General features: G+C 59.2%; 18 protein-coding genes. 10 read left to right on the top strand and 8 right to left on the bottom strand.

The annotated features are described in order from the left end of the window. The 3 genes from SynA1825c_RS06615 to SynA1825c_RS06605 all read left to right on the top strand — a co-directional run bounded on the left by SynA1825c_RS06615 (position 1) and on the right by SynA1825c_RS06605 (position 1,439). Complete coding sequence (locus SynA1825c_RS06615; protein WP_186470833.1) at positions 1-624, top strand: DUF938 domain-containing protein; 624 nt, start codon at positions 1-3, stop codon at positions 622-624. 135 nt (positions 625-759) lie between these two features. Further along, positions 760-996, top strand: coding sequence for a hypothetical protein (locus SynA1825c_RS06610; RefSeq protein ID WP_186470832.1), 237 nt, complete (start codon positions 760-762; stop codon positions 994-996). Then, a complete protein-coding gene (locus SynA1825c_RS06605) occupies positions 993-1,439 on the top strand; it encodes a hypothetical protein (RefSeq protein ID WP_186470831.1) in 447 nt (148 codons plus the stop codon). The genes SynA1825c_RS06610 and SynA1825c_RS06605 overlap by 4 nt, the downstream gene beginning before the upstream one ends. Positions 1,440-1,479: 40 nt before the next feature. Here SynA1825c_RS06605 and SynA1825c_RS06600 read toward each other — a convergent pair whose 3' ends face one another. The 6 genes from SynA1825c_RS06600 to SynA1825c_RS06575 are packed head-to-tail and all read right to left on the bottom strand — an operon-like array spanning position 1,480 to position 6,853. Further along, positions 1,480-1,722 carry a hypothetical protein gene (locus SynA1825c_RS06600; RefSeq protein ID WP_186470830.1) on the bottom strand — a complete coding sequence of 81 codons (243 nt, stop codon included), beginning with the start codon at positions 1,720-1,722 and terminating at the stop codon, positions 1,480-1,482. 34 nt (positions 1,723-1,756) lie between these two features. Next, positions 1,757-2,425 carry a GDSL-type esterase/lipase family protein gene (locus SynA1825c_RS06595; RefSeq protein ID WP_186470829.1) on the bottom strand — a complete coding sequence of 223 codons (669 nt, stop codon included), beginning with the start codon at positions 2,423-2,425 and terminating at the stop codon, positions 1,757-1,759. 29 nt (positions 2,426-2,454) lie between these two features. Continuing rightward, on the bottom strand, positions 2,455-3,984 hold the full coding sequence (locus SynA1825c_RS06590) for an ABC transporter permease (RefSeq protein WP_370523198.1): 1,530 nt from the start codon (positions 3,982-3,984) through the stop codon (positions 2,455-2,457). Continuing rightward, complete coding sequence (locus SynA1825c_RS06585; RefSeq protein WP_186470828.1) at positions 3,981-4,739, bottom strand: ATP-binding cassette domain-containing protein; 759 nt, start codon at positions 4,737-4,739, stop codon at positions 3,981-3,983. Before SynA1825c_RS06585 ends, SynA1825c_RS06590 begins: the two co-directional genes overlap by 4 nt. Then, a complete protein-coding gene (locus tag SynA1825c_RS06580) occupies positions 4,736-5,635 on the bottom strand; it encodes a putative selenate ABC transporter substrate-binding protein (RefSeq protein ID WP_186470827.1) in 900 nt (299 codons plus the stop codon). The genes SynA1825c_RS06585 and SynA1825c_RS06580 overlap by 4 nt, the downstream gene beginning before the upstream one ends. Positions 5,636-5,674: 39 nt before the next feature. Continuing rightward, positions 5,675-6,853, bottom strand: a complete 1,179-nt coding sequence (locus tag SynA1825c_RS06575; protein ID WP_186470826.1) for a pyridoxal phosphate-dependent aminotransferase — start codon at positions 6,851-6,853, stop codon at positions 5,675-5,677. Positions 6,854-6,983: 130 nt separating this feature from the next. Here SynA1825c_RS06575 and SynA1825c_RS06570 point away from each other — a divergent pair, with 130 nt between their 5' ends. From SynA1825c_RS06570 to SynA1825c_RS06550, 5 genes are all read left to right on the top strand, one after another. Further along, positions 6,984-7,397 (top strand): VOC family protein, encoded by a 414-nt coding sequence (locus SynA1825c_RS06570; RefSeq protein WP_186470825.1) that lies wholly within the window; start codon positions 6,984-6,986, stop codon positions 7,395-7,397. Beyond that, entirely contained in the window at positions 7,394-7,993 is a 600-nt protein-coding gene (locus SynA1825c_RS06565; protein WP_186470824.1) for a uracil-DNA glycosylase, read from the top strand. The genes SynA1825c_RS06570 and SynA1825c_RS06565 overlap by 4 nt, the downstream gene beginning before the upstream one ends. A gap of 38 nt (positions 7,994-8,031) precedes the next feature. Beyond that, positions 8,032-9,267, top strand: coding sequence for a (E)-4-hydroxy-3-methylbut-2-enyl-diphosphate synthase (gene ispG, locus SynA1825c_RS06560; RefSeq protein ID WP_186470823.1), 1,236 nt, complete (start codon positions 8,032-8,034; stop codon positions 9,265-9,267). A 37-nt stretch (positions 9,268-9,304) separates the two neighbouring features. After that, positions 9,305-10,657 (top strand): S41 family peptidase, encoded by a 1,353-nt coding sequence (locus tag SynA1825c_RS06555; protein WP_186470822.1) that lies wholly within the window; start codon positions 9,305-9,307, stop codon positions 10,655-10,657. A gap of 350 nt (positions 10,658-11,007) precedes the next feature. Continuing rightward, positions 11,008-11,235, top strand: a complete 228-nt coding sequence (locus SynA1825c_RS06550) for a Nif11-like leader peptide family RiPP precursor (RefSeq protein ID WP_186470821.1) — start codon at positions 11,008-11,010, stop codon at positions 11,233-11,235. Positions 11,236-11,790: 555 nt separating this feature from the next. Here the strand turns inward: SynA1825c_RS06550 and SynA1825c_RS06545 are convergent. Beyond that, a complete protein-coding gene (locus SynA1825c_RS06545; RefSeq protein WP_186470820.1) occupies positions 11,791-12,018 on the bottom strand; it encodes a hypothetical protein in 228 nt (75 codons plus the stop codon). Positions 12,019-12,239: 221 nt separating this feature from the next. On the opposite strand from SynA1825c_RS06545, the gene SynA1825c_RS06540 reads away from it, so the two are divergent. Both SynA1825c_RS06540 and SynA1825c_RS06535 read left to right on the top strand, forming a co-directional pair. Further along, positions 12,240-12,965 (top strand): DUF4079 domain-containing protein, encoded by a 726-nt coding sequence (locus SynA1825c_RS06540; protein ID WP_186470819.1) that lies wholly within the window; start codon positions 12,240-12,242, stop codon positions 12,963-12,965. 116 nt (positions 12,966-13,081) lie between these two features. Beyond that, the gene (locus SynA1825c_RS06535; RefSeq protein WP_222930033.1) at positions 13,082-14,914 is read left to right on the top strand and encodes a glycosyltransferase; all 1,833 of its coding nucleotides are present in this window, start codon (positions 13,082-13,084) and stop codon (positions 14,912-14,914) included. Between the two features lie 153 nt (positions 14,915-15,067). On the opposite strand, the gene SynA1825c_RS06530 is transcribed toward SynA1825c_RS06535, so the two are convergent. Beyond that, positions 15,068-15,232 carry a hypothetical protein gene (locus SynA1825c_RS06530; protein WP_186501479.1) on the bottom strand — a complete coding sequence of 55 codons (165 nt, stop codon included), beginning with the start codon at positions 15,230-15,232 and terminating at the stop codon, positions 15,068-15,070. Positions 15,233-15,238 lie beyond the last annotated feature (6 nt).

Genomic DNA, 15,238 nt, shown 5'->3' with positions numbered 1-15,238 from the left:
ATGAAAGGCGGAGCCGCCGACCAACGCTTGCTGTTTCCCGCCACGCAGCGCAACCGCATTCCCATCGGAGACGCACTGGAACGCCACTTGCCCAGCCAGGGGTTAGTGCTGGAACTGGCCAGCGGCTCGGGGGAGCATGGCGTGACCTTTCAGCAGCGCTTTCCCGCGCTGACCTGGCAATGCAGTGACCCCGATCCAGAGCACTGCCGCAGCATTAACAGCTGGATCCGCCATGAGGGGCTCAACGACACGATGCCAGCTGCACTGGCCCTCGACGTGCGTGACGACCACTGGCGGCAGCACCTGAGCGCTGCACCCCAGGCCATCGTGTGCATCAACCTGCTGCACATCGCTCCCTGGGAGTGCACCCTTGCGCTGCTGAAGAACGCCGCAGAGCTGCTGCAACCAGGCAACACCCTCAGCGTGTACGGACCTTTCTGCGTGGATGGCGCCCACGTCAGCGAGAGCAACCGCAGTTTCGACTCGTCGTTGCAGCAACGCGACTCCCGTTGGGGCGTGCGGGACCAAACGACCGTGATCGAGCACGCAACGACCGTGGGTCTGACGCTGTGCGAGATCGCCCTGCTCCCCGCCAACAACCGCATGATCACCTGGAGGCGCTGATGACGGACACCGCGAACAGTGCAGCACAAATCCAACCCAATCACCGTGAAGCAACCGCGCAGTAACCCACCAGATACTGCACAGTGACTTTAAAGACACTTCAAGCTAGATTCGATCCGACAGCAAACGCTCCGAATGGCCCCTGCGCGGGAAAACCAGGTGAAGCTGACGGTTTCGGTCCCCCCGAGCCTGCACGTGCTGCTGCGCAGCTGGGCTCAATGTGAGGGGCGCGAACTCACCAGCGTTGTTCTCCAATGCGTGGAGCTGTCCGTCCGGCAGCTGAAGAGCAACGGTTCCATCCCTGCCAGCGCTGTGACCAGTTACGAACGGGCCTGCGAAGAACGCCTGGCCGCCGCCAACGTTGCACCATGACCCTCAACAGCGCGCAGCTTGATCAGCTTGATCCCGCCAACATCGAACAAGCTTTGCTGGCGCCCTGCATGGATGCCATGATCGCCGTCACCGAGCGCTATCAATTTCTGGAAAACCACCGCGGCGCCAGGGTTTTCACCGCTTACAGGGAAGTCGACCACGTGCTGCAACTGGGCTTCCACGACGACCTCACCCTCCAAGCCCGCAAGGAACTTCGGGAGCGTGGTTTCCAGCTCATGGAAGCCCGCGAGGGCACCAAGCGAGAGCATCGACTGCTCCTGCTCACCCTCAAAGAAATCGGCTTTGGCCATCACTACGGAGAGGGCTTCTATCAGGCCTCTCGCAGCCTGGTGAGGCACCTGCGCAACCTGGGCTGGCCCTTAGGAACGTTGACCAGCACCCTCAACAACTCACGCAGCAACCCGGAAGGATCAGCCAACTAAGCGAATCCCAGCTGATCGCAGGCAGGACAAAGCCTTTCGCTCAGAATTCAATGCCGGCCTCAGGACCGATCTCGCCATCAGGCCAGTCATCGGCGATGCCCTCCACCACAGGCTGATCCGTGGGAATCGGACCAGAACTGGGCTGCGATCCATCGATGCAACCATCCGGCGTGGTGAATCCACTGGAGAAGGCTTCGCAATTCACCAGACCCTGCTCAGCCCGAGCAGGCTGCAGCCAGGCCAGCAAAAGGGCAGCCAACACAAGCCGAAGCGGATGGTGCATGGTTCAGCAGCAGTTCTCCAGAGTCTGGCGACCATCACCAGGGTGTGGGTTGCGTGCGTGTTTCCAATCCAGCCCAGCGTTGCAATGCATCCCAGGCACGCACGCGCTGTTCAATCCAGGCGTGGCCGAAACCATTGAGATGAATGCCATCGGGTTCTATCCACTGCAGACAGTCGGGATCCGCCCGCATCGCACCATGCAGAGCCAGGAAAGGCACGTCCACCTCCAGGCAGGCGTCCTCAATCTGGGCTTCGTGCACCGCCACGTCCTGGTTGCCGTACCAGAGGCAACCCGCAAAGGGCATGGCCTGTTCATCCACTGGCGTCAGTCCCAGCACAAACACCGAAGCCCGCGGCTGAATCGCCCGTAGGAGCTGTTCAAACCCGAAGCGAAACGCCTCAGCATCCAAAGGTTGACGGCCATCGGGACGACCGACTCGCGCGGTGTCGTTGAGACCCACCGCCAGCAGGATCGCTTCCGGTTGTTGACGCCGCAGTTCACCACGACACGTCCATTCCCGCTCCCAGCGTGCTGACACCGCCTCGAGGCCATCACCGCGCACGCCGAGGCCATAGATCAGCGGAGCATCAGGAAGCTCCATCCAGTGCCGACGCAGCCGTTCGCACCAACCGCCGCCTTCGCGATCCCCCCAGCCGACAACCCCGCTGTCGCCGATCACTACAAGTTGCCGGGGAGCCCGCATCGATGTGTCGCTGCTCTAAAGGGATGGGCTCAGCTTTGCAGCCAGTGCTGCCGGGAACCATCACTGAGCACTTCACCGAACAGGGTGATCAGGGCGTAACTGACCAGCAGCAGTAAGACGGCAGCCCAATGGAAGGAGCTGAGCGACTCGAGCAGCTGCCATCCCAGTCCACTGCCACCGATGAGACCAACCACGACGGTTTCGCGCAGGATCACATCACTGCGATAGGCCCCGTAGGCGAGGTGGGACGGACTGCGTGGGCTGAGCACGCCATACAGCCAACTGACCCGTGTTGATGCACCGCTGCTGCGCATGGCGATGCGAGCGGCATCGTCCTGCTGATCCAATCCCTCCTGCAGCAATCGCCCCATCACCCCGGCGTTGTGCAGGCCCAGGGCCAGGGCACCGATGGCCAGCGTCGGGCGGTTGCTCAGCAGCAGAAGCAGCACAGTGAGCGGCGGTGGGATCAAGCGCAGAAGACTCCAGAGCGCCCCCAGGCAAGACCGCCACAGCCGACTGGTCGACAGCAGCAGCACCAGCGGCGGCAAACCGATGGCGATACCGGCCGCCAGCACGGTGAGCAACAGCGTTTCCCAGATCATCGGCATCCAAGGCAGCTCCTGCGCGGCCTCCAGCAGAGCGCGGCCATCCGGCCAGATCACCGGCATCCAGAGGAGAGGGCCGGCCTCAGGGAACAGGTGCGCCAACCAGAGGCCACCGACCATCACAGCCATCAACACCAGCGCAACAAAACCCAGCACCTGCCGCTGCGCCAATCGCGCCTGACCGCTGTGCAGTCGCCACAGGCGCAATCCCTGCTCGAGGGCAATGCTCACCAGGGCCAGCAGCCAGAGCCCCGTCCAGAGCTCGTGAAAACGCAGTGATTTGAGACTGAGCTCAAGATCGGTTCCGAGTCCACCAAGACCAAACACCCCCAGCAGCGTGGCGCTGCGCAGGGCACACTCCAACCGGTAGCCGCCGTAGCTCATCAACACGCCACCCATGGCCGGAGCAAAGGCGGTGAAACAGGCCGAGAGTGGCGACGCACCAGCCTGAAGCAGAGCCTCCAGTTTGGAAGAATCCAGGCTCTGCAACTGATCACGCCAGACGCGCGCCACGAGGGCGGCATAGGGAATGGTGATCGCTGCGACGGCCACCCAGGGATGCAGTCCAAACACCTGCAGCAGCAGCAACCCCCAGATCAGTTCATGCACCGAACGCGGCAATGCCAGGAGCCGCCTTAACAGCACTGCTGGCAAGCCCGGCCAGCGGAACGTGAGCCAGAGACGCTCTGAACTCAAGCACCCCAGAACCACGCCGATCAGCAGACTGCAGCCCCAGCCTGTGAGCGCCGTGGCCAAGGTCACCTGCAGTGCCCTAAGCAAGGACCCAATCAGGACTGGATCCAGGGAGGGCCGGACGGCACCGATCAAGAAGGCTGCCCAGATCTCGCCACCGCCGCCATGAACGGCCTGAAGCACAACGATCAGCACCGGAACCAGTGCCAGAGCCGGCAACAGGGCCAGGGCCGGGGCCGTCGGCCGAAGCGCCCGGATCATGAGGCGTACAGGGCTTTGAGGTCTTCGGTCGACACCATCGCGGCCGATGCATCGATCACAAGGGCTCCATCGCGGAGTCCGAGCACACGATCAAACCGGTCGATCAGCTCAGGGCGATGCAACGACACCACGACGGCCTCAGCGCCGCTGCACAGCCCTCCATCCAGGTCGCACGCCAGCAACCGTTCAAGCACTTCAGCGGCAATGGCCGGATCCAGGCTGGCCAATGGTTCATCCGCGAGCATCAACGCCGGCTGTTGGCGGAACAGACGTGCCAACGCCACCCGTTGACGTTGACCACCCGAGAGCTGCCGCACAGGACGATCCAGGGCCTGATCCCCCAGCAGAGCCTCCTCCAGTCCGGCCTGCCGCAGGCAGTGACGGCTGGCATCGGTGCCAATTCGAAACAGCAGATTGGCCAGAGCCCAGCCCAGGCGATGACGTGCCAAGGCACCGGCGTTGACGTTCTGACCAATGCTGAGTTCATCGATCAGACGCAGGTCCTGCCAGAGCGTGCCGATCTCAGCCCGTTGGCGACGGGTCAGACTTGGCAACGGCACTCCCCTGAAGCGCACCTGACCGGTCTGAGGCCTCAGGCTGCCGTTGATCACGGCTAGCAGGGAACTCTTGCCCGCACCACTGCGACCGAGCAGGGCGACCCGGTCTCCAGCCTGGAGCTGGAGAGACAGGGACCTCAGCCGATCCCCGTGGGGTCCGGCGAGCTGAACCTGCTCCAGCTCCAAAAGCGATGTCACCGGATCTTGCCCAGTTCGCGGCCCACCCGTTCGATCGGTTCGTACTGGCTGGCCTCCGCAGGGATGAAACGCTTGGCGGCGAAGAGCTCCAAGATCGTGGTTTGGCGGGGCGTGGTGGGTTGAATCGCCAGGATCGCCTGACGCAGGCGACCGGTGAAGCCAGCCCCAAAACTTTGGTCCAGATTGGGACGCACCACCCAGTGGTAATCGACGTATTCCGGGGTGCGCCAGATCACCTCCACCTTCTCGGTGTTGACCCGGCCGTCGTTCACCGCCGAGGTCCACACCTGCTCATTGAGGGCGCCAGCTTCATAGGCACCGCTCTGCACCACGGCGATGGTGGCGTCGTGACTGCCGCTGAATCCAGCCCGGCCACCACTGAACTGACTGGGGGTCACCCCCACTTTGGCCAAAAAATGTTGCGGCATCAGCCGGCCTGAGGTGGAACTCTCCGAACCAAAAGAGAAACGCTTGCCGCGCAGGCTGGTCAGGCCATTGATGGAGGTGATGGGCTGCAGACCAGAATTGGTGTTGGCGATGAAAACACTTCGGAAACGGGCGTCGATGTCGCGCTGGGCCAGCACCTGAGCGCCGGGTGTCTGCAGACGCGCCTGCACGCCGGTAAGGCCTCCGAACCAGGCCAGGTCCAAACCACCGCTGCGGAAGGCACTCACGGCCGCCGGGTAGTTGCTGACGGGCACGTAACGCACCTTGACGTCGAGGCGTTCGCTCAGCTCATCGGCCAGCTGGCCATACAGACGATTCAGACGCTCGGGGTTTTGATCAGGGATGGCTCCCACCTTGAGAGTGGGTTGAGCAACCACGGGAAGGACCGTTACCCCTTGGCAAAGCAAAACAGCCAGCAGGGCAACGGCCCGACGTTCTCGTGTCGGCATCGATTAGCAAATCAAGAGGAATGAACACGGATCGCCCGCTCAGCCTGCAGGTAATAGGCGTGCGAGTCGAGCCAATCCATCTGTGATCGTCTCACGCGAGACAGCACAGGACAGCCGAACGCAGCGGTCATCGCCGAAAGCTCCACCCGGAACAATGGCCAGACCCTCCTGCTCCAAAGCGGTTTGGCAGAACGTCATCGAATCCGGGCAGCCTTCGGGCAGCTGGGGGAAGGCATAAAACGCCCCACTGGGCGGAGTCAGCGTGATCCCGGGCATGGCCTGCAGGCCCTCAGTGAGCAGACGCCGGCGGGCGTTGTAACTCGCCGCCATCTCCTGCACACAGGTCCGTGAACCCTCGATCGCCGCGAGGGCGCCGCGCTGGGCGAAGCTGCACACGTTGCTGGTGCTCTGACTCTGCAGAGCCGACGCCGCCTGGATCACCGATGCATGGCCGCTGAGGTAACCAAGCCGCCAGCCCGTCATGGCCCAGCCCTTGGCAAAACCATTGACCAGAAAACAGCGATCCTTCAGATCAGGTGCCACCGCAGCAAAACTGTGGTGGGTCACACGATCATCCAAGAGGTATTCGTAGATCTCATCGGCCATCACCAGCAGGCGCGGATGACGACGCACCAGCTCGGCGAGGGCTTTCAGTTCCTCGAGGGTGAGCACCCTGCCGGTGGGGTTGCCCGGTGAATTGACCACCAAAAGACGGCTGGCCGGGGTGATCGCCGCTTCAAGGGCTTCAAGATCCAAGGCGAAGCCGCTTTCAGCCGAAGAGGGCACCGGCACGGGTCGGGCTTGCGCCAGCCGTGCCATCTCGGGGTAACTCAGCCAGTAGGGCGAAGGAATGATCACCTCATCGCCGGGGTTGAGGAGAATCTGGAAAAGGTTGTAGATGGCCTGCTTGCCACCGTTGGTCACCATCACCTCGGCGGCCGTGGTGGGAATGCCGTTCTCAGCGCTGAGCTTGCGGGCAATGGCCTCCCGCAGTTCAGGGTCTCCGGCAGCGGGTCCGTAACGGGTGAGGCCGTCGCGCAAGGCCTGAATGGAAGCCTCAACAATGAAGTGAGGGGTCCCGAAATCAGGCTCACCGGCACTCAGACTGCAGATGTCCCGACCGTCCAGTTTCAGAGCCTTGGCCCGGGCACTGATGGCCAGCGTGAGCGAAGGCTGCAGGGCTTCTGCTCGGCTGGACAGGGATGGCGGGCGGGACATCGGCGCGGCAACCCTCCGGTGGGTGCGCAAATACGAGCTTCAACATCCTGCCTGATGTGGTGTCCCAGACCACCAAGAGCGCAGCGAGACCTTGGGCTTCGAGACAATGCAACCCGACGAACGAAGTGTGATGGCTGCTGAGGTGACGTCGCTGAGCTGGATCCTGGCGTCCCGACAGCCACGCCAACTGGCCGGGTTTTATGCCGAGCTGCTGAACACCAGCGTTCGCTCGGGACTGGCCGACCATCACTGGATCGTGCCGCTGAAGCCAAGCGGCACTTTGCAGATCTATACCCCTTCCCGCAGCCGCCCCTGGCCAACGTCAGGCTCCGTGCTGGCGCCATGTTTGCAGCGACAAGTGGATGCCGATCCGCTGGCGGCCTTGACCCGCTGGCAGGAGCAGGTGATGGCGCTGGGAGGACGAAGCACGGAATCTCCGCGGCGGGAGCCGTTTGGCGCCGAGTGCTGGATGGAGGATCCCGAGGGGCAGCGGTTTCTGCTGCTGGTGCTTCCCAGTCGACCCGGCACACACGACAAGCCATGACATCACCGATCTCCGCTGAACTCCAGGCCTTGGAGCTTTGCTGCGCCGAGTGCCGCCACTGCGGGCTGGCGGAGAAACGCCAACAGGTGGTGGTGGGTCGCGGTAATCCCGAGGCACGCCTGATGCTGATCGGTGAAGCCCCGGGGGCTGAGGAGGACGCCCGCGGCCTGCCCTTCGTGGGACGGTCAGGGCAACTGCTCAGCGGCCTCATCGCTGAAGCCGGACTGGATGAAGAACAGGACCTCTACATCTGCAATGTGATCAAGTGCCGGCCGCCGGGAAATCGCAAACCGACGGCGCAGGAAATCGACCAGTGCCGGCCTTGGCTTGAGCAGCAAATGACATTGATCAAACCGCCGCTGGTGCTGCTGGCCGGTGCCACGGCTCTTCGGGCGTTGCTGGGGATCCGCAGCGGCATCAGTCAACGTCGTGGGCAATGGCATGACCAGGACCAACGGGCCTTCATGCCGGTGTTCCATCCCTCCTATTTACTGCGTTTCCGCTCCCGCGAGCCCGGCAGTCCCCAGGACCTCACCCTGCAGGACCTCAAGGAAGCCAGGCGTCGTCTATGCCGCGAACGTCCGTCACTGCGGTGACGGCTATGCGAGGGTTTGGCTGAGATTCCAAGCGATCCATGACCGGCACCCTGGCCAGCACGACCGAGACCGGCAGTGACGTTGCCAGCAACTCCCGTTACGACACGGTGATTCACCGTCGTCAGACGCGCACGGTGATGGTGGGTGATGTGCCGATCGGCAGCGAGCATCCGGTGGTGGTGCAGTCGATGATCAATGAGGACACCCTCGACATCGAAGGGTCGGTTGCGGGGATTCGCAGGCTGGTGGACGCCGGCTGCGAGATCGTGCGGGTGACGACGCCTTCGATGGCCCACGCCAAGGCCATGGGCAAGATCCGATCCAGCTTGCGCGAGCAGGGGTGCACCGTGCCGCTCGTGGCCGACGTGCACCACAACGGCATCAAGATCGCGCTGGAGGTGGTCAAGCATGTCGACAAGGTGCGGATCAATCCCGGCCTGTTCGTCTTCGAAACCGCTGATCCCAACCGCCAGGATTTCAGCAAGGAGGAGTTCGACGCCATCGGCGAACGCATCAAGGAAACGTTCGCCCCGCTGGTGGAAGCCCTCAAGCGGGAAAACAAGGCCCTGCGCATCGGCGTGAATCACGGGTCGCTGGCCGAGCGGATGCTGTTCACTTATGGCGACACGCCCGAGGGGATGGTCGAATCGGCCATGGAGTTCGTGCGCATCTGCGATGAACTCGACTTCCACAACATCGTGATCTCGATGAAAGCCTCCAGGGCACCCGTGATGCTGGCGGCCTATCGCCTCATGGCCGACACTCTCGACAAGGAGGGATTCAACTATCCGCTGCACCTCGGCGTGACGGAAGCTGGCGACGGTGACTATGGCCGCATCAAAAGCACCGCAGGCATCGCCACCCTGCTCGCCGAAGGGTTGGGCGACACCATCCGCGTGTCGCTGACAGAGGCACCAGAGAAGGAGATCCCCGTCTGTTATTCGATCCTTCAGGCCATCGGCCTGCGCAAGACGATGGTCGAATACGTGGCCTGTCCGAGCTGCGGTCGCACTTTGTTTAATCTTGAGGAGGTGCTGAATCAGGTTCGAAACGCCACCTCGCATCTCTCCGGTTTGGACATCGCCGTGATGGGCTGCATCGTCAACGGCCCCGGCGAAATGGCTGATGCCGACTACGGTTACGTGGGCAAGGGCCCTGGGACCATCGCTCTTTACCGAGGTCGGGAAGAGATTCGCAAAGTGCCTGAAGCCGAAGGGGTCAACGCCTTGGTTCAGCTGATTAAGGACGACGGACGCTGGGTGGACCCCGCCTGATCTCGTTAATCTGAGACATCGGTCCTGAAGGCCATCCATGCCCACCGTCACCCCCCGCTCTGGACGTTCCCGTCATCGGGGGCTGCTGATGATCCTTGGGGCGGGAGGACTGACGGCAGCCGTGGCCGTGGCAGCCCCTGGTCTTGGGTTGCCCAGCACCTCCAATTCGTCGATCACCAACAGTCCCAAGGAGGTGATTGATCAGGTTTGGCAGATCGTTTACCGCGATTACCTCGATTCAACCGGCAAGTATTCCGTCGAGAGCTGGACCCGTCTGCGCAAGGACCTGCTCTCCAGGAGCTATGCCGGACCAGATGAATCCTATGAAGCGATCCGAGGCATGCTCGCCAGCCTCGATGACCCTTACACCCGTTTCCTCGACCCGAAAGAGTTCAAGGAGATGCAGATCGACACCTCTGGAGAACTCAGCGGTGTCGGCATACAAATCTCCCTTGACGAAGACACCAAGGAAATTCTGGTGGTGTCGCCGATTGAAGGCACGCCGGCGTCGAGGGCTGGCGTTCAGCCCAAGGATGTGATCGTCACGATCGATGGTGAGTCCACCAGAGGGATGACCACCGAGGATGCGGTGAAGTTGATCCGGGGCCAGGAAGGCACCGAGGTGATCCTCGGTCTACGCCGCAAGGGGGAAGTGGTGAACGTGCCCCTCGAGCGGGCGCGGATTGAGATCCAGGCTGTTGACAGTCGACTAAACACGTCCAAGAACGGCTTCAAGATCGGTTACATCCGGCTGAAGCAGTTCAACGCCAATGCCTCCAGAGAGATGCGGATGGCCATCCGCGAACTCGAGGCCGAAGGTGCTCAGGGCTATGTGCTCGACCTGCGCAGCAACCCTGGAGGTCTGCTGGAAGCCAGCATCGACATTGCGCGCCAGTGGCTAAATGAGGGCACCATCGTCAGCACCAAAACGCGCGATGGCATTCAGGATGTGCGCCGGGCCACGGGCAGTGCACTGACGGATCGCCCCGTTGTGGTGCTGGTGAATGAAGGGTCAGCCAGTGCCAGTGAGATCCTGTCCGGGGCCCTGCAGGACAATGAGCGCGCCGTGCTGGTGGGTCAGAAGACCTTTGGCAAGGGACTCGTGCAATCCGTGCGTGGGCTTTCCGATGGCTCCGGCCTGACCGTGACCATCGCCCAGTATTTGACCCCCAAGGGCACCGATATTCACAAGAACGGCATCCTCCCGGATGTGCCTGTCGAACTGAGCGAAAGGGAAATCCGCACGCTCACCCTTGAACAGCTCGGCACCAGCAAAGACAGCCAATACCGCGCGGCAGAAACGACCTTGCTGAAAGCCCTGCGATCCCCGGAACGCGGCCAGGCCTATCAGCCTGGCTCAGCCAACCTGCAGTCGGCGCTTCAGCCATAGGGGAGACAAGCCCAACCCTTCCTGTTTGTTCAAGGCACAGCCGGGGAGATCACACCGATGACCCTGCGACCTCCCACGGAGCGGACCATTGGATCCACAAACCCACCATGAGCCAAGCATGCCGACAAGTTGTGCATGTTTGCGCTCTATGAATCAGCGATCCTCCACAGGAGGAATGGTGCATCACCCTTCTGCATCAAAACTGGATCTCAGTTCCATTCGCAACAGAAAAACCGCACACTGAGAACCGACATCGATGCCAAGCTCAAGCAGCAATAGGTCGTGAATCCCTTGAAAATGACAAACGAGCGCATCACTGCTAGCAATGCATGGAGTGGTCGCCACGCAGCATGCCTGACGAACAATTCCAAGCATTCCTTCAAGCAGCGAAATCTGATCCAAATCTTCAAAACGCACTCAAAGCAGCCACCAAGAGCGAGGAGGTGATCACACTGGCCCGAAAGGCTGGTTTCACGATTGAAGCTGATTGTATGGCAACACAATCATCCCTCTCCGAAGAAGAATTGGAAGGCATTGATGGTGGCAACTGCGTGACACCAACCTGGTTCAATATCTGATCGTAATATCAACAGTGAAGGGGCTCAAATCATCATCACGAAACAGAACCATTATCGGCCTTGATGAAACATCCTTTCCGAGTACCAGCCACAGACCATTAGAGATATCCACACGGAAATTCCTCATCAATCAATCGAAATTGATCATACTTGTAGCTCTAAGCAATAAAATCACTCAACGAATTCGAAACTTCTTCGAAACACGACACGACCGATTGGGCCGGGTCAAAAAATCCTTTCGTCAAAGCCTGGCCGGACCGTTTGACTTCCGGGCAAGTCAACAGCGAACCAATCCCGTCGCAGATATACATTTTTTCTGTAGCTGCAGACTGTTCGCATTTGAGATGCATACCTTAGGCATTGATTACGGCACAACCATGGCCTCTGAAGGTGGTGACAAGACAGAAAGATTCATTGCAGCAGCAAGAGCCCGGGCGCATGCTGCGTTAGACGACAAGATCCCTAAATTGACTGCTCTCGAAAAAGGGATGCTGGAGTCAATGCAACGGGGAGGAAGGCCCGTCAGACACCACAGAAAGCTGAACGGATAACGGATTAGCGACTCCGCCTATCCGACACCTTGGGCGGGCAGGCATAGACGTTGAGAGGCTTGCCGGCGTCGGTGGTGATTCCGCCAACAAAAAGGCAACCAGCCTCAGGAGGCGGGACTCGTACTCCAATGTGGGTGGTGTAGTCCTGAGGGACAGCGGCCGAGCCTCGAGCATGGATGGCGAATGCGAGTGCAAAGGCTGCAAAAAGCAATGCAACGACGACAAGGCGCATTCTTCCCTACTCGAGTGCTCTGGATTCTGAATCAACAATCCGTGATGTGTGGATGGCACGTCCGAAGTCACCAGAACGCTCAAGTGGTGACTGCTCACACAACCTCGCTTGGTGATCTCAATTTGTACGATGAATTCAACAGTGAATCAAGGTCTGAATGGTCTTCATCGTTCCCTTGACCATGACGGCGATTCGGTTCCATTGTTCATCTGCAACATCCAATGCAATTCGTTGACTGGCTCTGGCTGATTCACCCAGCACTCGCTGTTGTGGTTGTGTATCCCCTTCTTGGCATGGTGTTGCGGGCAGCGCGACAAACACGTGACCAACGGGTGTTGAAACAGACATTCCCAGCAGCAGTCGGAAAAAATCACGCCGATCTTGGAACATGGCTGACCACGACCGTGACAGGAATCGTTCTTTTTGCTGAAGTCGTCGTGATCACCACAGCCAATCCCTTGGCCGAATTTTCCGGCGGACCAGGACGTCTTTTTCAATTATTCCTGGTCTTGGTCGGTAGCATCGTCGCTTTCCTTGCCCTCCTAAACGTTCGTAAACTCATCTATCGCTCTACCTTCGCACTGTTGTGCTGGATCGGAATCCTGACGCTTGGAATGCAACCGGAAGTGTTTCGTCGCAGTGATAATCCACTGGATCCTGAGTTCTGGCAGTCCCATTACTGGAGTGGAATCGTACTCACCGGCTTGATGCTGATATCACTGGCGATGCGCTATGCAATTTACAGAAACATACGCTGGCGTCGCCTCCATTTAAGCCTCAATATTTTCGCAGCACTGATCTTTGTCGTACAGGGGATCAGCGGTCCACGTGATTTACTCGAAATCCCGCTGAGTTGGCAGAAATCCACGATTTACAGCTGTAACTTTGACAACCGAACCTGCCCCCAACCCTCCGATCAGGCATCACCTTTACCACAAACACCATGAAACGCCGTTTTTGGCTTGTCATGGTGCTTGCATTGTTGATCCTTCATTATCTGCATTGGAGGATCACGGCAACACTCAACCTCAGCGGGCCTTGGATCAGCACATTCAGTGTTGTGGTGTTCGTCGCAGAACTCTGGCTTCTAGGTCACTGGCTTTTGCTGCTGTTCTTGAGCTTGGCGCCACAGAGGTCATCGCCACTCAATCTGGGAAACAGACCAGAGGTGCTCAATGACGGTGACAACCCATCTGTTGATGTCCTCGTACCCACTTGCGGAGAACCTCTTGACGTCATCGAGCGTTGCCTGCGTGGTTGCATCGCCCTTGACTACCCACACGTTGTTATTTGGCTCCTCGATGAGACCAATCGATCAGAACTGCAACAACTCTGCATGCGTCTTGGCTGCGTCTACAGAAGTCGAACACAGCATGATCATGCCAAGGCTGGAAACCTCAATCATGTCTTACCTGAACTCAAAGGGGACCTGATTGCCGTTTTCGATGCTGATGTCGTGCCCGTGGAATCATTTCTAAGACGCACAGTGAGCTGTTTCGAGACGTCTGATGTTGGGCTTGTGCAAACACCACAGACCTACATGAATGCTGATCCAATCATCCGCAATTTGGGGCTTGAACGTTGGATGCTTCCCGATGAGGAAAGCTTCTACCGATGGATCGAACCTGCTCGACAAGGGGTGAATGCTGTGGTTTGCGCTGGCACCTCATTTGTGGTCAGACGCAAGGCATTGATGAACGTTGGCAAGTTCGAAACCGCTACCCCCTCCGAGGATTTAGCGACAGGTATCCGGCTTACAGCGCAAGGATGGCGCTGCCTTTTTTTGCGCGAAAAGCTCAGCGCAGGACTTGCACCCCTCACCTCAGAAGCGCTCGTTCGTCAGCGTTGTCGCTGGGCCAGCGGAACCTTGCAAACTCTACGCACCGGAGCCAGCCCACTGAAAATTCCTGGACTGACCTTCTGGCAGAGAGTGGCCTATTTGGAAGGAATTTTGCATTGGCTCAATGTCTTCCCACAAATGATCTTGATGATCGTGCCTCTCGCTGTGGGAATTTTTGGTGTGACACCTGTGCGTATCAGTAGCGATGGACTGTTGCAATCAGCAGGACCACTCGTGATCGCTCAATTACTGCTAACGCGATGGATCACTGGACATAGCCGCACGGCACTGTTACCTGAATTGTATCGATGGATGGTGTTGCTACCTCTCTTTGGGTCGGTTTTTACAACGTTATTAGGACGACCAAAACCTTTTCAAGTCACCCCTAAGACTCTTCAATCTAAAACAAGTAGCAGCGTAACTCCCAAGCTATTAATGGGTGTTCTAACTCTCCAAATCGTAGCTTTGTTGAATCTACTATCTGTCTTATTCGCGAAAGAAACTGGTGAGGCAGTTGCGTTGACATCGAGTTCAACTCAGATAGCAATTTTGATCTGGAGCTCACTGAACACGTTGTTGTTGGTGGCGGCTTGGCGCTGTTGCCATGACCGAGATCGTGACAATGCCATTCCCTGGTTTGCCTGGAATGAACCGGTGACCTTGAGTGGGCATCGAGCCAAACTCACTGCCTTAAGTGAAGCGGGTGCGGAATTCTTGTTCGATCAAGCACTCCCTTCTCCACCCCCAGTGGACATCCAACTCGTGACCCAGGATGGTCTCTCTTTCACACTGCACTGTGAACAGGCAACAGATCGTGCTTGGGGTGGATGCTGGTCTCCGCTGAGTGAGTCTCAAATTGACGCCTTGCACCATCTTCTCTACCGACGATCTGGTCAGTGGCCGATGCGCCGGGCCCCAGCCGAACCGGTCGCACTGCTGGTGCTGTGCCAAAGACTCTTGAAGCCGATGCCGCGTGAACGCTGGTTTCATCGCAGCTTGATTCCTGTTTCTCGCAACATCACCATGCGTTGCTTTCTATCAACACAGAACGGTTGACGTCAGAACTCTGTTGTCATCAACCACGTCAGTCTTTGCTGGCACTCATCCGGGTCAGGGCTCTTCCCAACCGCGGATGTCCACAAAAAAACCACCACTCGTAATAGTGGTGGTTACCAACAGAGAAAAACGATCAAGGCCTAGTGAACCCGATCAAGCAACGGGCTGCATCAAACCACCACCCGGGGTGGAATCGTCATCGTCGTTATTTTGAGAATCGTCATCCCAGAGGGCGTATATGCCGATGGCCGCAGCGCCGATGACACTGGAGAGCAATCCGAAGGAACCGCTGCTGATTGGATCGATGAATTCGCCCACAGGCCC

Origin of the sequence: Synechococcus sp. A18-25c, assembly GCF_014280035.1 — a bacterium.
GTDB lineage: Bacteria > Cyanobacteriota > Cyanobacteriia > PCC-6307 > Cyanobiaceae > Synechococcus_C.
The sequence above is the reverse complement of the archived record's forward strand: the minus strand, read 5'-3'. Positions and strand labels throughout refer to the sequence as shown.